Here is a 22,770-nt window from a genome sequence, read left to right as displayed (position 1 = left end):
ATGATAAAAAAGAAGAAAAATGAATTAAAGAGAAGAGTGAAAGTAATGAGAATTGGTTTTTTTGACTCTGGAATAGGTGGAATGACTGTACTTCACCAAGCATTGAGGTTTTTACCGAATGAAGATTACATTTTTTATGCAGATACCTTACACGTTCCATATGGTGAAAAACCAAAAGATGAAGTAAGGGAATATATTTTTAATGCAGTTGATTTTATGGCTCATCAAGGGATTAAAGCATTAGTCATTGCTTGTAATACTGCAACCAGTATTGCAGTAGATGATCTTCGCCAAAAGTATGATTTTCCTATTTTGGGGATTGAACCAGCCGTAAAACCTGCTGTTCAAAGCTGCGAGGGAAAACGAAAGAAAGTATTAGTGTTGGCAACTAATTTGACTCTCAGAGAGGAAAAGTTTCATAACCTTTTGAAAAGTATAGATCAGCAAGATATTGTTGAAAGTCTACCTCTTCCTGGTCTTGTCCAATTCGCTGAGAATTTTGAATTTAGAGAAGAGAAAGTTGTACCATATTTAAAAGAAAAACTATCCTCGTTTGATTTAAAGCAATACGGCACGATTGTTCTTGGATGTACACATTTCCCGTATTTTGAGAATAGTATTAGAAAAATATTTCCTGGAGAAGTGGACATTATTTCTGGCAGTATTGGAACTGCTAAGAACTTAAAACGAATACTTGAAGCAAGGAATCAAATTAACGATGGAAAAGGGGATATTTTATTTTTTAAATCTGGTCATAAAGTAGAAGATAAAGAAACTTTAGCTAATTATAATGAGTTATTGGTCATGTTAGATAAGATTCATTCTTTAACAATGGGTGTTTAACGTCATTGTATTGGTATAATACCAGGAGGTTTAGTTGGAAATGAAACAACATTCAAGATCAAGAACGGTTCTGCTGCTTTGTTTTCTTGTCATTCTCTGGGGCATTAATTGGCCATTGTCCAAAATCGCACTGAGCTACACTCCGCCAATCCTGTTTGCTGGGCTTAGAACGGTCCTCGGAGGCTTTATTTTACTCGGATTTGCATTGCCAAGATATAAGCAGCTTCGATTTAAAGAAACCTGGTTTTTTTATGTTATTTCAGCCATTCTTAACATCATTATTTTTTACGGGATGCAATCGGTCGGATTAAGATATATGCCTGCCGGGTTATTTTCCGCAATAGTGTTTATAGAACCAGTTTTGCTTGGCCTTTTTTCCTGGATATGGCTTGGAGAAGCCATGTATACTTTAAAAGTCATAGGATTAATTCTCGGCTTTGTAGGTGTAGGTGTCATAAGTTCCGGCGGTTTTTCGGGAGATATTTCTGCGGCAGGAATTCTGTTTGCGCTTGGCTCTGCCCTTGGATGGGCATTAGGAACCGTATTTGTGAAGAAAATAGGTAATCTAGTAGATTCCATTTGGATGGTGACACTTCAGCTTATCACCGGCGGGATCTTCTTGCTTTGCATCGGTTCAGGTTTTGAAAGTTGGTCCAGTATTGAATGGAAATTACCATTTATAGCAAACCTGCTTTTCATCGCCATCTTTGTTATCGCATTTGGATGGCTTGCCTATTTCACTTTGGTAGGTTCAGGAGAAGCTAGTAAAGTTGGCTCTTATACTTTCCTTATTCCTCTTATTGCGATAATGTGCAGCTCCTTTATGCTGCACGAAGCCATTACACTGAAACTCTTGGCTGGGCTATTGTTGATTGTTGTTAGTATTTGTTGTGTTAATCTCCAACTTAATCCTAAAAAAGTCAAGGGAGAGCTTGATTCCGAGTCAAATAAAAGCCCTGCTTAAAGATGTCACTTTGACATTAAAATAAAACGTGGTTTTACTCAAATATGAGGCTACTCTAGATATTTAGGGGGTAAATGATAAATGGACAAATTAAGCAAGCTGTTTCTTCATAGAATAGGTGTCCCAACAACCGAGAATGTGACCTTTGAAAATTTGTCTAGTATTCTTGAAAAGACTGCTAGAGAAATCCCATTTGAAAATTTGTGTGTCATAAAGAACAGGACAACTGACATTACAAAAGAGAATTTAGTCAACAAAATACTCAATCGAAATGAGGGTGGGCTATGTTATGAACTAAATACTATTTTTTATTTATTCTTAGTTGAAAATGGCTTCAATGCCAACCTCTTTCAAGGTGTCACATCTGACCCTATCAATCAACAGTGGAGTAAAACGGGAAGAACACATGTAGTCATTATCATAACTTACAATGCTCAACAATATTTGGTCGATACTGGATTCGGAGGAAACTTACCATTAAAACCAGTGCCATTAAATGGGGATACCGTAAAATCGAGTAATGGCGAATTCAGAGTGGAAAAGACCAACCATGAATATGGTGATTACGTTTTATATATGAAGTTAAAACATAAACACGATGATTGGAAGCTTGGTTATGCTTTTGATACCACAAAAGTAGTTAAGAATCTATCGGAACTTAATGAGGTACAAAAAATCATATTGGAGCATCCCGCATCTCGTTTTAATAAGAAACCATTAGTGACTAGGCTAACAGAACGAGGAAACATCATTTTAACAGATACCTCGTTCACAGAATGGATAGATGGAAAAGTACAAACGAAAGAAATCGATAAGACGATGTTCAACGAGCTAATTAAGGGGAATTTTGGCATGGATGCAGATATACTTGAATCTAATAAGAAAGGAGGACACGGGAATGAAACTATATAAGGTTGTTGGTACGAGTTTTATAGCTATTTCTTTGCTTGGATTATTTGGTTGTGAAAACAACTCGTCATCATCCCAAACGCAGCACAACAACTCCACAGTTGAAAATCATACAGATCAATCACAGCAAGATAAAACCAGGCAAGCATCTGGAAAATCTACTAATGGAGTTCAATCACCACAGAATAGTGGTTCAAACCAAAGCAGCGGTAATGATCAAACAGGCAGCACAAACCAAAAGACACCTCCCAAAACAAAACAAGAAGCGTTAAATAACATTGCCAAGCAACTAAAAACAAAAGTCCCGTTAATGATGCCAAAAAATGTACCTGTAGATGTAGGCAAGTATCTAACAGCCACCACTACTTCGCAGGCGTGGCACTATCAGATAAAATTATATGAAACCGATATTCCCGTAAACATTAATTCACAGGATGCTTCTAAAGGGACACTAATTGCAACTGTTGAAGGAACAGAATACAAGGATATTGCTAGTGCAGAAAAAGCGATTAGTGGCTATACTCAAGCTGATATTTCCCAAAATTCCGTTGATCTTGGTCAAAGTATAAAAGGCACGATGGATGGTGCTATGGGGCACTCTTATATTCTTTGGAACGAAGGGAGCTGGAGCATTAATGTGGATAGCCCGAATGACCCAACATATCAAAATGAAATATACCCAGATGGATTAAAATTAGCCCAAAAGATCGTAGCGTATTTAAATGATCATACACTGCCTGCACCTCAAAAAAATGGTGTTATCACCATACGCAATTGGCAGCAGGGACCGGAAACGACGATTGAATGGCAATACCATGAAATGACATACCAAATCACAAGCCCAGATCCGATAAAGGCATTAGAAGTCGCTACACATTAATGCCTATTGGGACGGTTCTGTTACTTCAAAATGAAGTGACAGAACCGTTTTTTGTTTCCGCAGAATTTAAAGTATTACTGCTGAGGATTATCTAACGAAGAAAAAATGATCTAAAGTATTCAACGTGTTCAACGTGTTCAACGTAGTGATGTCTTGTCAGTGATTTAGACATTAAATATCCATGCTTTGTTAAACCGTACTATTCTATGCATATCCGAGTAAAGCCAAGGCATTTATTACTTATAGTGATCGCCTTAAGGAGATGTTTTATTGCCTTCACGCAACAAATGATTTTAGAATTCAATGCTGCGTTGTTCATTATCAAGACGAGTATGTTGTGTACATGGCTTCAATGTAAAGCTCTTATTAAATCAAGGTTTTTACTCTTTTGGTATAGATAATCGCATATTTTGTAAGTTAAGCAAAACGACACGAAAAAATCCAATATCCGTACGTTAAGGTATTTGGATTTTTTATTAATTATTTTTTTGGGGGGCTTAGTGAATTAGCTGGTAATCTATTTGAATCAATCCTTTATTGCATTAAAAACAGTGTTGATTATCAAAAATGTTACTTTGTTTTTTAAAATGAGTTTTGGTTCTACTAATTAACCCGAATAGGTTGTTTTCTGATAAAGTGATAATCGGTAAAGCCTAAAAGAAAAAGGTTAAGCTGACGAACTTCTGAATGTACGGGTCTAAAACTGCAATACATAGAAATGTGTATATAGGGATATTGCTGAAAAAACTCCAAAATGGATAATATTGTATTCTACTTCTGACTTCCTATATCTCTGTTTTATCAATATAATAAAAGTTAACAGAATTTAATCAATCTTTTTTCATGTAGGTGATGCACACAATGGCTACTTCAATCCAACCAAAACTTATGGAAATAAGCAGCTTTATTAGTAAGTTGCTAAGAAAAAACTTTGGGAAGGGTCCACTTTCCTGCCACGCCTTTGCTAAAAGTCGTTTTTTTGTTTTATACATACGAGAATTTCTTTCACCAATGGAAATTGTTTTAATAGAAAATAAGGACATCAACAATGCTAAAATTTCACGAGATATTGTTATGAAAACAATACTTACAGAGTTGAAGGGAATTCTCGAATTAGAATTTCAGCAGGATGTGGGAAGCCTCTATCATGACTGGAACTATCTTAATAATACTGGCATGATTACTGTTGTTTTTGAAAAAGAAGTCTCATCGTTTGAACCAGTTGGGCAAATTCCAGAGTATAATGGTTTTATTGATGAAATAGAGCGTTTAAGTATTTTAACTGAAAAAAAACCAGACAAAATCGAAGCTTTTCAAATAACTCCAAAGCTTTTTTTGGTGAAACGTTATGGAATATTAGTTCCGATTGAAAAAGCACTAATTCAAAACGGATATGAACAAGCACTTCTAGTTACAAAAGATAAGTTGGAAAAAACATATCTCCACCAACATGGGCGTTTTGAAGAAATATTTAAAAAGCCAATTACAGATATTTTTGTAGATTGGAATTTAAAAGAGGATAGAAGTCTAACTTATTTTTTTCTTAGCTAATTGGGTGTATAAAAAGGGTTCTCCTGAACCCTTTTTATATATATAGGTTATATTGTGAAATGTTTCATTTTAACTACCATGGAAGAACACGTTTAACCTCCATCCTTTGTGGTGAAGCTCTGCTTCATGGATGGCTAACGTGTGCTTGAGCGAAACTTTTATAAATTTACCTAAGCGACTTTGTAGACTTTACGACTTTGCTGGTTGTAAAAACCATGGCACTTATCATGTGCTCATGATTTTTGGCTCTTCGAGCGACATTTCTAGAATGGTGTCTTTTTCTCTGTTTTCACGTTATAATTAAATTTGGTTGGGAGATTGAAGCCCCTGACTTTTTGTTTAAGGGAAAGATACAGTTCATGTTTAAAACACTGTCTAATGAGCAGAGACTAGATCAATCTTTTTTACAACTGTTATTAGATGAAATTCAAAAAAGGGGAATCTATGACTCTTTATTTGAAACAAGTGAAAGTCCAGTAACAAGTAAGCCCTTCATTCGAAGAGCTTTTTTTATTGTCCATAAACGTAACGGTGGAATAAGTATAGTACCGATGTTGTTCTGAAATTACTTAGTAAAATAATGAATCATGGTTTTAAAATTAAAAATAGTGAAGTTGAGATATTTACGAAATTTGATTAAAATTAAGTATTAGTAAGTTTTAGGAGTGTGATTAATAATGTATCTTTTTCAACGTATTGAAGAAGCTGTATTCAAGCAGTTTGATGCAAGAAGAACTATTGGTGAATTTTTATTAGCAAATAGAGAAGAATTACCCAATTACTCAATGGATGAAATTGCCAAATTAACCCACACTTCTAAAGCGACTTTAGTACGATTTGCTAAATACTTTGATTATTCGGGATGGACTGAATTTATGTATGCTTTTACGCATGAAGTGGTCCATTTTGAAGAAAATACTTTTGAAATAGATCCTAATATCCCATTTACTCGTTCCGCAGACACTTTGGAAATTATAGAAAATATAGCAAACTTACGAATTCAAACGATTAAAGAAACAAGTTCTTTAATGTCAGTAGATGATATAAGTAGAGCTGCAAAAATTATTAGCCAAGCAAATAATATTATTATATATGGAAGAAGTCCTAATTCCTATTTTGGAGAACTGTTTAAGCGAAATTTAAACACGATTCATAAAAAAGCATTTATGGCAGACGGTGATGAATCAGGACTAATTTCCAACACTTTAACTAGTGAAGATTGTGCTGTGATTATATCGTATTCAGGTAATAATGCAGATACGTACCCTATGAAAAATGTTAAATGGCTTTTAAATAATCATGTTCCGATAATAAGTATTACCAGTGGAGGAGAGAATTATCTTAGGGACTATTCAACAATCGTTTTTAATGTTTCAAGTAGAGAAAAGTTATACTCTAAGATTTCCAATTTTTCGACAGAGGAGTCCATCTTATTCATACTAAATGTCTTATATGCGAAGATTTTTGCGTTAGACTATGATCACAATATGGAAATGAAGATTGAAAATTCCCGAACTTTAGAATCGCGTAGAATGACTACTTTTAAAGATATTTCTGAGGAATTTTAAAATGAAAAAACAAAACGATTTAGTAGTGTAGATCGTTTTGTTTTTTTTATTTGGTTTTTTTTAGTACAAGGAGAACCTCAGGATCCTTGTACTTTTCTATGATTATTAAATATTGTTTCAACATGTCTCATTAATTATAGAAGTTTATCCATTGAAAATCGCTCCTTGTAATAGCGTATAACATTTGAAGTAAACTCTTAGTCCAGATAAATAAATTAAAAAGCTTTATTTATTGGAAATGAAACAAATTTCATAAAAAGGCTTCAAAAAAAAATAAACATGAAACAGATTTCGAGTTGTCGAATATGTATTGGAAACGCCATCAAAAGGTGTTAAAGTTCATTCAGAAGAAATCTTATGTCATACCGGTGACAACATAAAACTTTCTTAAAATTAATTTAGGAGTGGCTTGTATGAGTAAAAAATATGAAAAATTAGCTCAGGATATTGTTGAGCAATTAGGTGGAAAAGACAATATTACTGAAGCTTATCATTGCCAAACAAGATTACGTTTTAAATTAGCAGATGAATCAAAGATAAACAAAGATAAGCTTGAAGTTTTAGATGGTGTTACTAAGTATATTAACAATGCAGGTGTACATCAAGTTGTCATTGGCACTCATGTAAAAGATGTCTTTGAAGAAGTCGAAAAGAATATTGATGTTGTCTCTTCAAATGATAGAGTTTCAGAAAAGAAAAGTCCTGTTTCTGCTGTCATTGATTTTGTATCAGGTGTGTTTCAACCTGTTATCCCAGCATTATCTGGGGCGGGGATGGTTAAGGCTGTTTTAGCACTTTTAGTTGTTCTTAAAGTTATTACTAATGAGTCTCAAACGTATTATATGCTAAATCTATTTGCAGATGGAGTCTTCTTCTTCTTGCCAATGATTTTAGCCTACACAGTGGCTCAAAAACTCAGATGTAATCCTATTTTAGCCGTTTCAGTAGCTGCTATGATGATGCACCCAAACTGGGGAGCACTTGTAACAGCAGGTAATCCTGTACATTTCTTTGGGGTTATTCCATTTAAGTTAGCTTCATACACTGGATCAGTTATTCCAATTATTATTGTTATTTTTTGCCAGTATTATGTTGAAAAATTCTTAAATAGAGTTATTCCCAAATCTGTACAACTAGTTTTTGTTCCAATGTTGACATTCCTTATCATGGGGACACTGGCATTTTCAATCTTAGGTCCAATTGGTAGTATTATCGGTGGATATTTAGCTTCATTCTTTACTTTCCTAAGTGTAAATGCAAGCTGGGTACCAGCCGTTTTAATCGGTGGCTTCTTACCAATTATGGTTATGTTTGGTTTGCATAATGGTATAGCGCCATTAGGTGTAATGCAAATGGCTCAACTTGGACACGATAGTATTTTTGGACCGGGTGCATTAGTATCAAATATTGCTCAAGCAACTGCAGTTGCAGTTGTGGCATTTAGAACAAAAAATAAAAAAACAAGACAAATTGCTACATCAGGTTCTATTACAGCTTATATGGGAATTACAGAACCTGCTTTATATGGTGTGAGCTTACCTAAACGATATCCATTAATCGCTGCTATGATTGGTGGTGCATCTGGTGGATTATATGCAGGATTAACAAATACTCACCGCTTTGCAACAGGTTCATCTGGTTTACCTGCAGTTCTATTATATATCGGTGACGATACAATGAAATACTTCTGGAACATCATTATTGCGTTAATCATCTCTGCTGTTGTAACTGCTATTGTAACTTATGTTTTAAGTTTTAAATTTGAAAAAGACGAAGAAGTAACTGAAGTTCCAGAAATTAAACCAGTTATTTTAGGAGATACTCACTTGAATAGTCCAATTCCGGGAACCGTTATTCCTTTGAGTGAAGTGAAAGATGAAGCTTTTGCTTCAGAAGCGCTAGGAAAAGGATTTGCAGTTGAACCTTCAGAAGGAAAAGTATACTCTCCATTTGATGGGAAAGTAGTTGCACTTTTCCCTACAAAACATGCTATTGGGCTTGTGTCCAATACTGGTGTAGAAATTTTAATTCATGTTGGTTTGAATACTGTTGAATTAAACGGACAATATTTTGATGCTTTAGTTGAAGCAAATCAAGAAGTTAAAAAAGGGCAATTGTTACTAACCTTTGATATGAAAAAAATTCAAGGAGCTGGATATTCTACTCAAGTACCTGTTGTTGTAACAAATACGCCACAATATTCATCTATTGAGACAATTGCACAAGGAAATGTAGGTAAAGCGGAGGATGTACTAGTAATCGTAGTTTAAGGAGAGATTTAAAATGGGATTAAGCAAAGATTTTTTATGGGGCGGCGCGACTGCTGCCAATCAAGCAGAAGGTGGCGTACTTGAAGGTGGGCGTGGTCTATCTAATGTAGACTTACTCCCCACCGGTCCAGATCGTAAAAAAGTAGCTGCTGGTGACTTAGAAATGCTTGAATGGAAAGAGGGATATTATTATCCCGCAAAAGAAGCAATTGATATGTATAACCGATATATGGAAGATATTCAACTATTTGCAGAAATGGGCTTCAAAGTTTATCGAATGTCTTTATCTTGGTCTCGTATTTTTCCAAATGGAGATGATTTAGAACCAAATGAAGAAGGACTTGCTTTTTATGAGTCCATTTTTCATGAATTAAAGAAACACAATATAGAGCCTTTAGTAACAATTGCTCATTTTGATGTACCAGTACATTTGATTAAAGAATATGGTGGTTGGAAAAATCGTAAATTAGTAGATTTTTACTCTCGTTATGCAGAAACTATTTTAAATAGATACAAAGGTTTAGTGAAATACTGGTTGACTATCAATGAAATCAATATCCTATTACATCAACCATTTGTAGGTGGAGGAATCGTATTCCAAGATGGCGATAATAAATTAGAAATTAAGTATCAAGCAGCACATCATCAATTACTTGCTAGTGCTCTAGCAACAAAAATTGCTCATGAGGTTGATCCAAATAATATGGTTGGCTGTATGTTAGCAGGTGGAAGTCACTATCCATATACTTGTAGACCAGAGGATTATCAAGAAGCAATTAATCGTGATCGTGAAGGTTATTTCTTTATCGATGTACAAGCACGCGGAAAATATCCTAGCTACGCATTGAAAAAATTTGAACGAGAAGGTTTGAATATTCAAATGGAAGAAGGAGATAAAGATATTCTCGCTGCTTCGCCAGTAGATTTTGTAACTTTCTCATACTATTGTTCAAGAACTGTTAGTGCTCATCCAGAAGATTATGCTCATGCAACTGGAAACTTATTCCCATCAATCAAAAATGAACACTTACCATCAACAGAGTGGGGATGGCAAATTGATCCTTTAGGATTAAGAAATTCATTGAATCAAATGTATGATCGTTATCAAAAACCGTTGTTTATTGTAGAAAATGGACTAGGTGCGATTGATACACCAGACTCAAACGGGTATGTGGAAGATGATTACCGTATAGATTACTTGAAGAAACATATTCAAGCATTCAAAGATGCTGTAGAAATTGATGGTGTAGAACTTTTAGGATACACAACTTGGGGTTGTATAGACCTAGTTGCCGCAAGTACAGGACAAATGAGTAAACGTTACGGATTTGTTTATGTAGATCGAGATGATGAAGGAAATGGTACGTTGAATCGTACAAAGAAAAAATCATTTGACTGGTATAAAAAAGTAATTGCTTCAAATGGTGAAGTTTTATAAAGAATACTTGCGTTAAAGTTAGCTTTAATGTGTATGAAAAGACAAAAGAATGGTACTGGTACTTAGTTCCATTCTTTTGTTTTATCAAAAAAATGGATTGGAGAAGTAATATGGATAAACGAATTCTAGGTAGAAATGGAATGGTTACTTCTGAATTGGGTTTTGGATGTATGGGGATTACACCATCATAGAGGACCTGTAAAAGATAGAAATGAGATGAATAAAGTTGTTCAAAAATGACAGAGTTGGAAAATAGGGTGAAAAAATTGGAAGATAAGGTTATTGTTATCATGGGGGCTTCCAGTGGAATTGGTGAAGCTACCACAAGACTATTAGCAGAAAAAAATGCAAAGATAGTAATTGCTGCTAGACGATTTGAGAAGTTACAAGAGATTGTAAATTCATTAACTGACAAATGTGTTAACTATTTACCAGCAGATGTTACCCAATTTGATGATGTAAAAAAAGTAATTGATTTCACTGTTAAGAAATATGGTCGAGTTGATGTTTTATTTAATAATGCAGGAATTATGCCTACAGCTCCTTTGAGTGAAGGTAGACTAGACGAATGGAAAAGTATGTTGGATATAAACATCATGGGTGTTTTAAATGGTATTGCTGCAGTATTACCAATTATGATTTCTCAAAAGTCGGGTCATATTATTTCAACAGATTCAGTGGCAGGTCATGTAGTTTATCCGAATTCAGCAGTATATTGTGGTACAAAATTTGCTGTGAAGGCGATCATGGAAGGCTTACGTCAAGAACAAAGAGAAAACAATATTAAATCAACATTGATTACACCAGGTGCAGTAGAAACAGAATTGTACACAACCATTAATAATAAAGAAGTTGGAGAAGCGCTAAAAAAGTCTCAACAAGATTGGGGATTGAAAGCAAAAGATATTGCTGAAGCAGTTTTCTTTGTCATTAACACTCCAGATCGAGTATCAATTAGTGAGATGATTGTTCGCCCTACACTACAGGAAAGATAAAGATAATCAATTAATTTGAAAAACTAATTTTATCAATTTTTAAAGTTGATAAAATTGGTTTTTTTAGTTGTTTTTATACATCCTCCTTTTTGGAGAATTGGTTTTTTTCTATAAACTTCAAGCGTGGATTCTTTGTTCGTGTTTTTCTCTCATTCGATTCATATCTTCTCTTGGTGGACAACCAAACATATGGGAATATTCACGAGTGAATTGCGATTGACTTTCGTAGCCTACGCGAAATGCGACTTCAACTATCCTGTATCTTCGACATTCTCATTATATAGCATATTGGTCTATTGTGGTTGTGAGAGGATTAGGCAAAAGCTTGTTATGAATAGGTTAAGGGTTTCTTTATTTGCTGTTGTATAGTTAGAGCAGGGAGGGATATTATGAAGAAGACTTTTTATTTAATGCGGCATGGGCAAACTTTGTTTAATGTAAGAAGAAAAATTCAAGGCGCATGTGATTCTCCTTTGACAGAATTAGGAAGAAAACAAGCGGAAGTAGCAGGCGGATATTTCGAAAATATTCCATTAGATCATGCATACAGTTCTACTTCAGAAAGAGCTGGCGACACATTAGAAATTATACTAAATAATCGTATACCCTATACACGATTAAAGGAATTAAAAGAAATGAATCATGGTTCCTTTGAAGGGGAAAGTGAAGATTTAAATCCTAAAAGACCAAAGGATTTTGAAACATTTTTCGAACCGTATGGCGGTGAATCGAGAACTGAAGTTAAAAATAGAATGGTAAAAACGTGTACAGAAATAATGGAAAAGGGAGATCATCACATTGTTCTAGCTGTGTCACATTCAGGTGCATGTTACAATTTCTTAAGTGAATGGCAGGATCCGGATGGAGAACTAGCAAAGGGATTTTCAAACTGTTGTATTTTCAAATATGAATATGAAGATAAAAGGTTTAAATTAATTGAAGTCATTAGACCGCAGTTTTAACAAGGATAATTAGGAGATGAAAATATTGCGTTTATCTGAATCTAAACAAAACGCTGTTGCACCTGCTACTCAACCCCTTGAATCAGATTCTTTTGCCAAAACTACTAATACATTTGTAAGCTGGCTTTCTGGAGCTGGATTTTTAATTAATTCACACGGAACCGTTGTGATGATTGACCCTGTTATTTCAATGGAAAGGGAAAAGCCTAACACTGTTGAACTAGGACTCCGGTTGCGAGTACCTTTACCGATTGAGGCAAAAGATGTACCACATCTAGATGCAGTCCTTTACACACATGGTGACAGCGACCATGTTGGAAAATACACTCCTCCTGCTTTAGCAGAAAAGGAGGTGTTGTTTTATGGCACTCTTCCAGTGGTAAATAAATTAGAGACGTTAGGAGTACCGGCTATACAAACAAAAACCTTTGGCATTGGTGATACCTTTAAAATAGGACAAATTGAAATAACAACGACTCCAGCTGATCATCCGTGGCAAGAAAATAATCCAGAAAAATATGGTGCACCATGGGGACCGGAAGATTGCTGCGGTTTTCTTATTAAAACACCAGATGGCACTATTTGGTGTACGGGAGATACGCGCCTATTACCTGAACATCTGCAGATGGTGGGAATCGACGTACTGTTACTCGACGTATCCAGAGATCCGTACCATTTAGGGCTAGAAGCAGTGACTGTCGCCAATAATCTTTCGAATGCTCATTTAATCCCATACCACTATGGCACTTATGACACTCCTATTGATGCTCTAAATGGTAACCCAATGGAAGTGGCTCCTAGCATTAGCGAATGGGAACGCCGCTTACATGTTCTTGCTCCCGGTGAAAAATTTTGGGTAAGGGCTTCTGAAGACAACAGTTAAAGATTACTTTGGAGAAGATTTTAATCCAGTATGAATCTCTACGTAAAGAAGAGCCATATATAGAAAAGTAAATTCGAGGGCGCATAGTATATTTTTTTTCGAATTATAAACGAACGATTTCATGTGATTTCTCCTTTTAAGAATGCCATAATAAGCAACTTCTTTAGTATTATGATGTTATGTTAAAGATAAAAAAACTATATTTATCATTGTTGGTCTATTTTTCTTAAATTGAATATACGTTATTTTGAACTTTCTGTTAACTTCCCTGTCAGTATATCTCACAGGGTTTTTTGTTTAATATAAATTAGGAGCAAACGATGGTGAAATTCATCCAATAAAAGGGGATTTAATAAATATTAATAATTTAAGACAGGTTTTCAAAGATACTTTAGAGAAATTAGAGGGTGGATTGAAAGTAAAATTGTCATAAATAAAAGGAGAGAAGCTGGGTGTATTCAACGATCATAATTCCCCGCATATCTGAAACAAATGGGGCCGGTCACATTGATAATACGGTTGTTCCTATTTGGTTTGATGCAGGGCGAAGAGAAATTTATAAAATATTGACTCCGGATTTATCTTTTGGAAATTTGAATGTTGCTTTAGTAAATATGAATGTGGATTACATAAGACAAATTTTTCTTCATACGAATGTAGAGGTAAAAGCATGGATTGAAAGAATTGGAAATAAAAGTTTTACCGTTTATGAAGAATTGTTTCAAAATGGCCAAATCTGTGCTAAAGGAACAGCAACATATGTGTATTTTAATTACAATATTCAACAATCAGAAGTGATACCACAAGATGTAAGAACAGAACTGGCGAAACATTTATATGAAAAGTGAAATATGTAATAAGAAGAAACTCAGTAGCGCGATAAAACAATGCGTACCAGAATGAATGGCTACTAGATTAGTAATAACTTAGTCAATGAAATTGATAAGAGTACCCCTATAGGCATATGTTAAGGCAAACCCAATATAAAAAACCCAATTTCTCAGTATTAAAATTTGAGAAATTGGGTTTTATATAAGTAGGACCCAAAGCTATTTAAACCTATTACTTTGTATTAAAAGAAATTTTGATTTTTCATCGTAAAATAATAAATAAGAGTTAAAAGAGCTAAAATCGAAAAGTTATATAAGCTAAACCTTATAAGGTACATTTTACTTTTTTGTGGATCTCTCTTAATAAAAAGTTTAAATGAAATTACACTTGCGAGGGAAGCAACAATCGTACCAAGTCCACCTAAATTCACACCTACTAATAAAGGCTGCCAATTCACGGAGAATTTTGATAAAAAGATCGCAGCTGGTACATTGCTTATCAGTTGGCTTAAAATTATGGAACTGAAAAAGATAGATGTGGGGCTTTTGAGATTTTCGCTAGCGAATGTGTGAACTACCTTTAATTCCGATATGTTTCCTATAAATATAAAAAAACATATAAAAGTAATAAGCAATAAATAATCAATTTTCTTCAATAATTTTATATCAAGTATACATGCGGTTCCCAATGCGATGATGAACGCAAGTTTGTAGCTTAAAACCCCTAGTATGGATGCAGATATAATGCCAAATAGTATTCCCCATACGGTTGCCCTTTTTTTATTTTTTATAGTGATATACGGAAGTTCCATTTCTAATGTTTTACTATTCAATCTTTGATTAAAAAAGAATAACAGAATAATTCCAAGAACCACTAATAGAAGGATTGTTGTGAAAAATTGTATAGGCCTTATTCCATAGTTAGTAAATATGAAAAGATTTTGAGGATTTCCCATAGGAGTTAGGCTGCTTCCGATGTTAGCCGCAATTGTCTCTAGTATAATAGTATCTAACATAGAAGTTTGTATAATCTTACTAATTATAAGTGTTAAGGGTACAAATGTTATTAATGCCACATCATTCGTTACAAGCATGGAACTAAAAAAGCATAATAAAATTAGGATTGCTGAAACACTTTTACTATTATGACATTTACTCAGTATAGCAATGGCGAACTTATCCAATAGTTTAAGATCTTCCAGAGCCTTAACTACGAGCATAAGATTAAATAAACTGACTAATACTTTAAAATTTATATATTCTAGTCTTGGTGCATGGAATAAACAGCTTACGATTGCTAACAAGAGTGATATGGTAAATACAATGTCTTTTTTTAAGATTCCAAATTTCAATTTCACTTTTTTTTCGTTTTCCACATAAATATATTCTTTCATCAATTCCCCTCCAGTGCTTTCTATTCTACTACACACCCCTGTTTCTTGCATTTGAAACCTTAATGCACTTAAAAAATACCATCATTTCCATGAAATTATAGAAAAAATGGCGTTTTTTTTGTTATGGGGGTAATGATTTGTCTTGACTTGATGGGCAGGGGCTACCACCAGCAAAACGAGGATTTATAACGTAAAGGAAATACAAATATAAAAAGCCTAATCTCTCAGGTGTTATAAGTGAGAAATTAGGCTTTATTTTCTTCAAAAAATCCATTTTCATGAATAAGCCAGAAGCTGTATATAAGAAAAAGTGAGTTATAAATGAGCTGCTATTCTAGTTAGGCTGCTTACTGAAATCTCTCTGGGCTCCCCTATAGCTTCCAATAAGATTTTGATAACCTGGAAGATGGCTAGAAATTAAAGCGCCAAAACCTTCAACATCATTGCGCCAATCACGCTGTAATTCGCACGCTATGCTAAACCAGTTTAGAAGCTGCACCCCACCATGGGCCATACGCGTTAATGCCGCATCCGCTACTTGTTTACTGAATGTTCCAGAAGCATCAGTAGCAACAAATACTTCATAACCAGCATTCACAGCAGAAAGTGCTGGAAATGTAACACAAACATCTGTTACTACGCCCGCAATGATCAGTTGTTTTTTTCCAGTTTCTTCGATTGCTTTGACAAAATCTTCATTATCCCATGCGTTAATTTGTCCAGGACGAGCTATTTTTGGCGCATGAGGAAAAAGTTCAACCAATTCTTGCATAAGAGGCCCATTTGGCCCATTTTCAAAGCTTGTTGTTAAAATAACTGGTAAATCAAAAAACTTAGCAGTGTTAGCAAGAGCCATAACATTGTTCTTGAATTCATCAACACCATAGTCACGTACAAGACCGGAGATAAGGCCGGTTTGATGATCAACTAAAAGAACGACAGCATTATCTTTATTAAGACGAGAATAGAAATCAGACATTTTATTATCCTCCCTTTAATTAAGTATAAGTAATCGAAGAAGATTCATAGATTGGAAAATGGATGTTAAACTCCTTCGTGTGTTCCCATGTAATTGAATGGATGACTAGAATTCGTTTTCTAAAAAATCACTATGTGTTAGTAGTATTGTAATAAAAATGATTGATTGAAAAAGCTTGGACTTTTTCAATTATCTAGAGCTGGAAGGTGATCAATCCAATGAATAAACTGGTGTAAATATTGTTGAAGATAACGTTTTGTTTGTTCGTCTGTAAGGACTTTCTGATCAGAATCGATCTTTTTATGTACTTGGGAAATCAATACTTTTTGAAATGGAAGAACATGAACCTGCATGGCCTCTAGTACTTGTCTGATTTGCAATTGAGCAAAGGCAGTACCTAATCCCCCAGGAGTTGCACCAATTAAACCAACCGGCTTTCTGCTAAGAACAGCTGATTCCCGAGGTCTTGAAGCCCAGTCCAAGGCATTCTTTAATACGCCTGGAATCCCAGAATTGTACTCTGGACTTACAATAATGATACCGTCAACGTCCTGGATAGCAGATTTAAATGATGTTACTGTTTCTGGAACACTTTTTTCTAAGTCTTCGTTGAACAAAGGCAGATCATTAATCTCAATCCAACGAAATTGATGGGAATCATCCAGCTCTGTTAATGATTGAGCAATGATTCGATTATAAGAGTTTTTTCGTAAACTACCACATATAAGGCCGATGGTCTTGGTCATACATTTCCTCCTCATTTAAAATCACTTTTATGTTACCATAATATACCAAAATTAAAAAAGTGACGTTATACCCAATATGAAAAATGGGTCTATGTCAATTCTATTTTCTTTCAATTACCATATATTTCTAGCATACTAGTAACTATAAAGAATTGGAGGGAGTGCAGAAATGGAAGAAAAAAAAGTGACGTGGTTAGAACTCTTTTATGATTTGTTATTTGTGGCGGCGGTTGCGGCTGCGACTCATGTTTTACTTCATGTTGAAAGTGGTCAAATCCATGCAGAGTATTTAGTAAAATTTGTATTAATTTGTATTCCTATCTGGTGGGCGTGGGTAGGGCAAACCATATTTATTAACCGGTTTGGGAAAGATTTATTTCATCAACGTATCTTTTTAATTCTGCAAATGTTTTTTGTACTAATTATGACATCAAGTTTATCCGCTGATTTTGATCCTTATTATCTTTCTTTTTTAATTGGGTATATTGGCTTAAGAGCAGTGACTGCTATTCAATATCTTATTGTCCAGCGTGTGGAAACGGGAGTTCGAAAACAAGCAGCCCTCTTTTTGGGAAGGTATTTTTGGATTGGAATCGTCATTTCATTATTGTCCGTCTTTTTTGATTCTTGGGTTCGATATGCTGTGTTGTATACAGGAATCCTTATTGATATTATTGTCCCGGTGCTTGGACGAAAATGCTTAGTAAAGGTTCCCACAAATACTGCTCACTTATTAGAGAGATTTGGTTTATTTACCATTATTCTCTTTGGCGAAGCTCTTATTAGTACACTTGCGGTCATTCAGCCTACACAAGGAAACTGGGATTCAATAGGCTTTGCGATTATTTCATTTATCCTGATAATATCGATGTGGTGGCAATATTTCGATAACATGGAGAAGAAACTCGACAAGTCTTTACAAACATCCGGCCAAATCATTATTTATGGTCATCTGTTTATTTTAATATCTTTGAGCATGATTGCGGCATCTATCAGACTATTGTTTTTACGTGAGGTCCATTACTTATTTATCTTATTTTTTGTTTTTGGAGCTGTATTGCTCTATTTCCTGTCAACTACCTTTGTATTCCATCAATATAGACATGTGCACCACCGATTGAAAATTTATCATTTAGGGTTATTTTTAGGAATTTTAGCCGTCTTTTTTCTTATTAATTTGATTATTGTAGTACCAAATATTGTGATAATAGCCGAATTAACCTTGTTTTTTATAATCTTTACTAAATTGACAATTTAGTAGCTAGAAAAATTATCTGAAATATTTATTGACTAGAATCGTTTATAACATTATTATGAAGTTAACCAAAATATAACCAACATATAACAAATATATTCCGTGTTAGGATAAGCTTTGGAAACACAATATGTTGCCTGAACAGACCCATTTGCTAATGTTTGAAGGTATCGAGGAGCTAAAGAAGGGAAAGATTTTATGAGAATTAGAGGGGAAATTTTCAAAAAAAGACCTTATCCGAAGCTTTTGTACAACAATATTAATTGTATCTCTTTTCTTGAGGTTGAACACGGGATTCAGGTAGAAGGAGATCATATAAAGATTATTCCGATACTAAGCGAAGAATCATACGTTTCTCCGCTTGTTGGGGAGAAAGTTGAAATTGAGGGTGAATTAAAATGGAGGCGAATTATTACTTCTTCAGGTAAACTCAGTTTTTCGCCTATTCCGGTCTTCATGTTACAAGATATTAAAAAAGTCAGTTCTTTTGCCCAATCCAATGATAAATATGGGTTTAACGCTTAATTATTTAATATCAACTATGTGAATATAAAAAAACTAGGAAAGGAGAGCGTTTATTAATGGTGGAAAAAAGGGTAGTCATTCATCTACAATCTGGCCTCCAAGCTCGATATGCTACAGAATTTGTAAAAATAGCATCTTCTTTTAACTGTGATATCAATCTCATCAAAAACGAAAGATCAGTTGCCGCTAAAAGTATTATGGGAGTAATGAGTCTTGCAGTTAGAAAGGGAGAAGAAGTAATTCTCATTACAGAGGGAAATGATGAACAAAATGCTATTGAAACCCTTGCAAGTTTTCTTTCGGGTAAGGAATGATGAGTGGACTTATTTCAGCAATTAAAGTATTAGAATCCATTCACTAAAAGGAGTCAATTATGTTAAGTATTATTTTGATTTTTGTCCTGCAATTAGTCTATGTCCCTATCATGACGCTTCGAACAATCTTTTTAGTTAAAAATATGAGCGTAGCAGCATCATCGTTTGGTGTATTAGAAGCTTTAATCTATGTTTTTGGTCTTTCCTTAGTTTTTTCGGGGCATCAAAGCATCGCAGGGATGGTCACTTATGCTGTTGGTTTCGGAATAGGTTTATACATTGGCACTCGAATTGAAAATAGGCTAGCCATTGGATACACTTCTTTAGTTGTTACTTTATTAGATATTAATGAAGAACTTATTGTTTTATTAAGAAATAAAGGGTTTGGTGTTACGGTCTTTGAAGGCATGGGCCGTGATAGTAAACGATATCAATTAGAAATATTAACTAAACGCAATCGAGAAAATGAAGCCATGAATATCATAGAAGAATATGAGCCTAAAGCTTTCATCATCTCATATGAACCAAGAAAATTTAAAGGTGGTTTCCTTGTTAAGGCGACGAAGAAGCATATCAATAGGTATAGTAAGATACATCAATGAAACACGCAGTGATCATGAAACAAAATAATCGAAAAAAGTGATTTTATACAATGAGTAAATGACTTCGGTATTGAGCCGGAGTTTTTTTTATTTAACCCCATTTATAACCATCATTGTAAAATTACTAGTGAAACATTTTGAGCTTATCAATCATTTTCGGAAAGGCATTTACCGTTCCCGAAAATCCCGGCAACCGGTTCCCGATAGGTAATATCTTATCATCTAAATAATATAGATGTCTATACCAATAATTAATTTAAATGAAGCCTTCCTAATTTTAACAACACATCAATACTTTATAGAAAAGACTTTGGTTGAATTTCCCAAAAAATTTTTAAGAATTGGTATAGACGTCTATAACAAATGCATGCTATGATAAATTCACTTTTGAAAAACGCTTTCATAAAGCAACAACATTTTTTTATAGAGGAGAGGTTCTATTTATGCTTAGTTTTTTACAAAGAATAGGAAAAGCATTAATGCTACCTATTGCTGTATTACCTGCTGCGGGCTTACTATTACGCTTTGGGCAGCCAGATCTTTTGAATATTCCGTTTATAGCTAATTCAGGAAACGCCATTTTTGCAAATTTAGCCTTAATTTTTGCGATTGGGGTAGCGATGGGATTTGCGAAGGACAATAATGGGGCAGCTGCCTTATCAGGTGCAATTGGTTATCTTGTGTTAACACAAGGAACACAAGCATTAGATAAAAATATCAATATGGGTGTACTAGGCGGGATTATTGCTGGGATTATCGCTGGGTTATTATACAATCGCTTTAATAATGTAAAGCTTCCCGAATGGTTAGGATTCTTTAGTGGGAGACGCTTCGTTCCAATTATTACCTCTCTATCAATGGTCATTTTGGCTGGGATTTGTGGATTTATTTGGCCCCCCATTCAAGATGCAATTAATGGATTAGGAAATTGGATTATTGGATTAGGTGCAATTGGATCAGGTGTTTTTGGTATTCTTAATCGTCTGTTAATTCCTTTAGGGCTGCACCATGTGTTAAATAGCTTATTTTGGTTCCAATTTGGACACTATGCTGGTAAGTCAGGAGATATTGCTAGATTCTTTGCTGGAGATCCAACTGCTGGTTCTTATATGACTGGCTTCTTCCCGATCATGATGTTTGGTCTTCCAGCGGCTGCATTAGCCATTATTGCAGCTGCTAAGCCTGAAAAAAGGAAAGCTGTTTCAGGGATGTTCATTGGAATAGCTCTAACATCTTTTCTAACCGGTATAACCGAACCAATTGAATTTTCATTCATGTTCATTGCTCCTTTATTGTATGGGATTCATGCAGTTTTAACAGGACTTTCCTTTGTAATTACCTCTTTACTAGGCATTAAGGATGGTTTTACCTTTTCAGCAGGAGCGATTGATTTTGCGTTAAACTACAATATTGCCCATAAGCCTCTTTTATTAATATTGGTCGGTCTTGTGTATGCTGTTATTTATTTCTTAACCTTTTATATATTTATTAAAAAGTTTGATATAAAAACGCCTGGTCGCGAAGACGAAGAAACAATAGAAGAGGTCCCTACCAATGGAAATGTTGTTGGAAAAGATAAATATGAAATCATGGCTTATAACTTTATTAATGACATTGGTGGAAAGGGAAATATTTCCGATATTGATAATTGTACGACACGACTTCGCTTAAATGTCGTTGATATGGACAAGGTTAAAGATTCATTATTAAAAGCACATGGTGCTAAAGGTGTAATGAAGCTAAATAGCAAAAATCTCCAAATTGTAGTCGGAACTGAAGTTCAATTTGTGGCAGACGCTATGAAAAAAATCGATATGCAATCAATAAGTAAGGATCTTGTGGTTGAGGAATCACCTTCCTCCAATCTAAGTGGGGGTTTTCTACCTTTAACTGAAGCAGATTTTGTTATGCCCATTGAGGGGGAAGCAATTCCAATCACAGAGGTCCCAGACCCAGTCTTCTCACAAAAAATGATGGGCGATGGATTTGCTATCATCCCAGCAAATGGTTCTGTAGTTGCTCCAGTGGACGGTGAGATTATAAATATCTTCCAAACCAAGCATGCAATCGGCATTAAATCAAAACAGGGCTACGAAATTCTTATTCATATTGGATTAGATACCGTTAATTTAGGTGGTGAGGGATTCACTGTACTTGTCGAGGATGGTGAAAAGATAAAAAGAGGCCAACCGCTTATAAAAGCTGACCTTTCCTATTTAAAACAAAATGCGCCTTCTGTGGTCACGCCAATTGTGTTTACAAATTTAACGGATGAAAAAGAAATCAGTTTACAGAAATTGGGGAATCAAAAACAGGGCACCCCGGGTGTTTTGACCATTGCAACAAAAGAAATAATAGCTCATTTATAACGTTCTTAAACAAAACCATGGTGCAACTGACTGCAATGCAGCAGTATCCTGTATGTTCGAAGTGTTGATTATTAAACTAAAGAGAGGCATTACTCCAAGATGGGATTGTTAAGGCAACCCCATCTTTTTTGTTTAAACGGGGGTTAATGGAAGACAGCTTACGATTAACTATTTATTTAAGCGTAGCGGGATTCTAGTTATTTAATTCCATTAATAATTCGTGGACAATGTATTGTTCAAAATCTTGTGGCTTATCCAATAGTATCCCTCTCCTAGACGCAACTGCAATAATGAGTCCTAATTCATAGTACATATTTTTAGAAATTAATCCACTTGAAATCATTTTTTTCACTTCATAATAAAATTGAACCAAAAAATCACTTGGCAATTTTTCATACAAAGACATATTTGGAAACACCTACTATTCCTACTGTATTAATTGGAATAATATCAAGTAAAACGGAATTTGAAAAGAGTTTTTCGTCAGATTCAT

22 protein-coding genes and 2 pseudogenes are annotated in these 22,770 nt (G+C 34.6%); 19 read left to right on the top strand and 5 right to left on the bottom strand.

Translation table 11 applies throughout. The annotated features are described in order from the left end of the window. The first annotated feature begins 45 nt into the window (after nucleotides 1-45). The 11 genes and pseudogenes from murI (at nucleotide 46) to JOC76_RS06845 (ending at nucleotide 11,418) form a co-directional block, all read left to right on the top strand. Nucleotides 46-843: a glutamate racemase gene (murI, locus tag JOC76_RS06895; protein ID WP_205177012.1), complete on the top strand. Its 798-nt coding sequence runs from the start codon at nucleotides 46-48 to the stop codon at nucleotides 841-843. A gap of 40 nt (nucleotides 844-883) precedes the next feature. Further along, entirely contained in the window at nucleotides 884-1,807 is a 924-nt protein-coding gene (locus JOC76_RS06890) for a DMT family transporter (protein ID WP_205177011.1), read from the top strand. Nucleotides 1,808-1,888: 81 nt separating this feature from the next. Beyond that, nucleotides 1,889-2,719, top strand: a complete 831-nt coding sequence (locus JOC76_RS06885) for an arylamine N-acetyltransferase family protein (RefSeq protein WP_205176858.1) — start codon at nucleotides 1,889-1,891, stop codon at nucleotides 2,717-2,719. Continuing rightward, nucleotides 2,706-3,596, top strand: coding sequence for a hypothetical protein (locus JOC76_RS06880; protein WP_205176857.1), 891 nt, complete (start codon nucleotides 2,706-2,708; stop codon nucleotides 3,594-3,596). The genes JOC76_RS06885 and JOC76_RS06880 overlap by 14 nt, the downstream gene beginning before the upstream one ends. Nucleotides 3,597-4,457: 861 nt before the next feature. Continuing rightward, entirely contained in the window at nucleotides 4,458-5,147 is a 690-nt protein-coding gene (locus JOC76_RS06875; RefSeq protein WP_205176856.1) for a Na-translocating system protein MpsC family protein, read from the top strand. Between the two features lie 359 nt (nucleotides 5,148-5,506). Next, a complete protein-coding gene (locus tag JOC76_RS06870; protein ID WP_205176855.1) occupies nucleotides 5,507-5,710 on the top strand; it encodes a dsRNA-binding motif domain-containing protein in 204 nt (67 codons plus the stop codon). A gap of 114 nt (nucleotides 5,711-5,824) precedes the next feature. Continuing rightward, nucleotides 5,825-6,715 (top strand): MurR/RpiR family transcriptional regulator, encoded by an 891-nt coding sequence (locus tag JOC76_RS06865; RefSeq protein WP_205176854.1) that lies wholly within the window; start codon nucleotides 5,825-5,827, stop codon nucleotides 6,713-6,715. Between the two features lie 413 nt (nucleotides 6,716-7,128). Then, nucleotides 7,129-8,985 carry a beta-glucoside-specific PTS transporter subunit IIABC gene (locus JOC76_RS06860; protein ID WP_205176853.1) on the top strand — a complete coding sequence of 619 codons (1,857 nt, stop codon included), beginning with the start codon at nucleotides 7,129-7,131 and terminating at the stop codon, nucleotides 8,983-8,985. A gap of 13 nt (nucleotides 8,986-8,998) precedes the next feature. Continuing rightward, nucleotides 8,999-10,423 (top strand): 6-phospho-beta-glucosidase, encoded by a 1,425-nt coding sequence (locus JOC76_RS06855; RefSeq protein WP_205176852.1) that lies wholly within the window; start codon nucleotides 8,999-9,001, stop codon nucleotides 10,421-10,423. Nucleotides 10,424-10,533: 110 nt separating this feature from the next. Then, a pseudogene (locus JOC76_RS06850) lies at nucleotides 10,534-10,657 on the top strand (aldo/keto reductase); the annotation flags it as partial. A gap of 2 nt (nucleotides 10,658-10,659) precedes the next feature. Beyond that, complete coding sequence (locus tag JOC76_RS06845; protein ID WP_239557588.1) at nucleotides 10,660-11,418, top strand: SDR family oxidoreductase; 759 nt, start codon at nucleotides 10,660-10,662, stop codon at nucleotides 11,416-11,418. Nucleotides 11,419-11,535: 117 nt separating this feature from the next. Here the strand turns inward: JOC76_RS06845 and JOC76_RS30835 are convergent. Further along, nucleotides 11,536-11,667 (bottom strand): annotated as a pseudogene (locus JOC76_RS30835) (AraC family transcriptional regulator); the annotation flags it as partial. Nucleotides 11,668-11,807: 140 nt separating this feature from the next. Between JOC76_RS30835 and JOC76_RS06840 the strand changes: the two are divergent. From JOC76_RS06840 to JOC76_RS06830, 3 genes are all read left to right on the top strand, one after another. Further along, the gene (locus tag JOC76_RS06840; protein WP_205176851.1) at nucleotides 11,808-12,380 is read left to right on the top strand and encodes a histidine phosphatase family protein; all 573 of its coding nucleotides are present in this window, start codon (nucleotides 11,808-11,810) and stop codon (nucleotides 12,378-12,380) included. A gap of 25 nt (nucleotides 12,381-12,405) precedes the next feature. Then, nucleotides 12,406-13,263, top strand: coding sequence for an MBL fold metallo-hydrolase (locus JOC76_RS06835; RefSeq protein ID WP_205176850.1), 858 nt, complete (start codon nucleotides 12,406-12,408; stop codon nucleotides 13,261-13,263). 452 nt (nucleotides 13,264-13,715) lie between these two features. Next, entirely contained in the window at nucleotides 13,716-14,111 is a 396-nt protein-coding gene (locus JOC76_RS06830) for an acyl-CoA thioesterase (RefSeq protein WP_205176849.1), read from the top strand. Nucleotides 14,112-14,335: 224 nt separating this feature from the next. On the opposite strand, the gene JOC76_RS06825 is transcribed toward JOC76_RS06830, so the two are convergent. From JOC76_RS06825 to JOC76_RS06815, 3 genes are all read right to left on the bottom strand, one after another. Continuing rightward, nucleotides 14,336-15,487 (bottom strand): SLC13 family permease, encoded by a 1,152-nt coding sequence (locus JOC76_RS06825; RefSeq protein WP_205177009.1) that lies wholly within the window; start codon nucleotides 15,485-15,487, stop codon nucleotides 14,336-14,338. A 334-nt stretch (nucleotides 15,488-15,821) separates the two neighbouring features. Beyond that, the gene (gene ycaC / locus JOC76_RS06820) at nucleotides 15,822-16,466 is read right to left on the bottom strand and encodes an isochorismate family cysteine hydrolase YcaC (RefSeq protein WP_205176848.1); all 645 of its coding nucleotides are present in this window, start codon (nucleotides 16,464-16,466) and stop codon (nucleotides 15,822-15,824) included. 185 nt (nucleotides 16,467-16,651) lie between these two features. Continuing rightward, on the bottom strand, nucleotides 16,652-17,212 hold the full coding sequence (locus tag JOC76_RS06815; RefSeq protein ID WP_205176847.1) for an NADPH-dependent FMN reductase: 561 nt from the start codon (nucleotides 17,210-17,212) through the stop codon (nucleotides 16,652-16,654). Between the two features lie 169 nt (nucleotides 17,213-17,381). Between JOC76_RS06815 and JOC76_RS06810 the strand changes: the two genes are divergently transcribed. From JOC76_RS06810 to nagE, 5 genes are all read left to right on the top strand, one after another. Continuing rightward, nucleotides 17,382-18,470, top strand: coding sequence for a low temperature requirement protein A (locus JOC76_RS06810; RefSeq protein WP_205176846.1), 1,089 nt, complete (start codon nucleotides 17,382-17,384; stop codon nucleotides 18,468-18,470). Between the two features lie 195 nt (nucleotides 18,471-18,665). Beyond that, nucleotides 18,666-18,992, top strand: a complete 327-nt coding sequence (locus JOC76_RS06805) for a hypothetical protein (protein WP_205176845.1) — start codon at nucleotides 18,666-18,668, stop codon at nucleotides 18,990-18,992. Nucleotides 18,993-19,048: 56 nt separating this feature from the next. Further along, on the top strand, nucleotides 19,049-19,306 hold the full coding sequence (locus JOC76_RS06800) for an HPr family phosphocarrier protein (RefSeq protein WP_205176844.1): 258 nt from the start codon (nucleotides 19,049-19,051) through the stop codon (nucleotides 19,304-19,306). Nucleotides 19,307-19,365: 59 nt separating this feature from the next. After that, the gene (locus JOC76_RS06795; RefSeq protein ID WP_205176843.1) at nucleotides 19,366-19,908 is read left to right on the top strand and encodes a DUF2179 domain-containing protein; all 543 of its coding nucleotides are present in this window, start codon (nucleotides 19,366-19,368) and stop codon (nucleotides 19,906-19,908) included. A gap of 443 nt (nucleotides 19,909-20,351) precedes the next feature. After that, nucleotides 20,352-22,277 (top strand): N-acetylglucosamine-specific PTS transporter subunit IIBC, encoded by a 1,926-nt coding sequence (nagE, locus tag JOC76_RS06790; RefSeq protein WP_205176842.1) that lies wholly within the window; start codon nucleotides 20,352-20,354, stop codon nucleotides 22,275-22,277. Between the two features lie 193 nt (nucleotides 22,278-22,470). On the opposite strand, the gene JOC76_RS06785 is transcribed toward nagE, so the two are convergent. Further along, nucleotides 22,471-22,695, bottom strand: a complete 225-nt coding sequence (locus JOC76_RS06785) for a hypothetical protein (RefSeq protein WP_205176841.1) — start codon at nucleotides 22,693-22,695, stop codon at nucleotides 22,471-22,473. Nucleotides 22,696-22,770: the final 75 nt, after the last annotated feature.

It is taken from the genome of Neobacillus cucumis (assembly GCF_016908975.1).
Classification (GTDB): Bacteria; Bacillota; Bacilli; order Bacillales; family Cytobacillaceae; genus Neobacillus; species Neobacillus cucumis.
This window is presented reverse-complemented; position numbering and strand designations above follow the sequence as displayed.

What these genes read in the sequence shown, in the direction of transcription:
- murI (WP_205177012.1), top strand. Translation starts at nt 46, where the DNA reads ATGAGAATTGGTTTTTTTGACTCTGGAATAGGTGGAATGACTGTACTT.
- JOC76_RS06890 (WP_205177011.1), top strand. Translation starts at nt 884, where the DNA reads ATGAAACAACATTCAAGATCAAGAACGGTTCTGCTGCTTTGTTTTCTT.
- JOC76_RS06885 (WP_205176858.1), top strand. Translation starts at nt 1,889, where the DNA reads ATGGACAAATTAAGCAAGCTGTTTCTTCATAGAATAGGTGTCCCAACA.
- JOC76_RS06880 (WP_205176857.1), top strand. Translation starts at nt 2,706, where the DNA reads ATGAAACTATATAAGGTTGTTGGTACGAGTTTTATAGCTATTTCTTTG.
- JOC76_RS06875 (WP_205176856.1), top strand. Translation starts at nt 4,458, where the DNA reads ATGGCTACTTCAATCCAACCAAAACTTATGGAAATAAGCAGCTTTATT.
- JOC76_RS06870 (WP_205176855.1), top strand. Translation starts at nt 5,507, where the DNA reads ATGTTTAAAACACTGTCTAATGAGCAGAGACTAGATCAATCTTTTTTA.
- JOC76_RS06865 (WP_205176854.1), top strand. Translation starts at nt 5,825, where the DNA reads ATGTATCTTTTTCAACGTATTGAAGAAGCTGTATTCAAGCAGTTTGAT.
- JOC76_RS06860 (WP_205176853.1), top strand. Translation starts at nt 7,129, where the DNA reads ATGAGTAAAAAATATGAAAAATTAGCTCAGGATATTGTTGAGCAATTA.
- JOC76_RS06855 (WP_205176852.1), top strand. Translation starts at nt 8,999, where the DNA reads ATGGGATTAAGCAAAGATTTTTTATGGGGCGGCGCGACTGCTGCCAAT.
- JOC76_RS06845 (WP_239557588.1), top strand. Translation starts at nt 10,660, where the DNA reads ATGACAGAGTTGGAAAATAGGGTGAAAAAATTGGAAGATAAGGTTATT.
- JOC76_RS06840 (WP_205176851.1), top strand. Translation starts at nt 11,808, where the DNA reads ATGAAGAAGACTTTTTATTTAATGCGGCATGGGCAAACTTTGTTTAAT.
- JOC76_RS06825 (WP_205177009.1), bottom strand. Translation starts at nt 15,487, where the DNA reads ATGAAAGAATATATTTATGTGGAAAACGAAAAAAAAGTGAAATTGAAA.
- ycaC (WP_205176848.1), bottom strand. Translation starts at nt 16,466, where the DNA reads ATGTCTGATTTCTATTCTCGTCTTAATAAAGATAATGCTGTCGTTCTT.
- JOC76_RS06815 (WP_205176847.1), bottom strand. Translation starts at nt 17,212, where the DNA reads ATGACCAAGACCATCGGCCTTATATGTGGTAGTTTACGAAAAAACTCT.
- JOC76_RS06810 (WP_205176846.1), top strand. Translation starts at nt 17,382, where the DNA reads ATGGAAGAAAAAAAAGTGACGTGGTTAGAACTCTTTTATGATTTGTTA.
- JOC76_RS06805 (WP_205176845.1), top strand. Translation starts at nt 18,666, where the DNA reads ATGAGAATTAGAGGGGAAATTTTCAAAAAAAGACCTTATCCGAAGCTT.
- JOC76_RS06800 (WP_205176844.1), top strand. Translation starts at nt 19,049, where the DNA reads ATGGTGGAAAAAAGGGTAGTCATTCATCTACAATCTGGCCTCCAAGCT.
- JOC76_RS06795 (WP_205176843.1), top strand. Translation starts at nt 19,366, where the DNA reads ATGTTAAGTATTATTTTGATTTTTGTCCTGCAATTAGTCTATGTCCCT.
- nagE (WP_205176842.1), top strand. Translation starts at nt 20,352, where the DNA reads ATGCTTAGTTTTTTACAAAGAATAGGAAAAGCATTAATGCTACCTATT.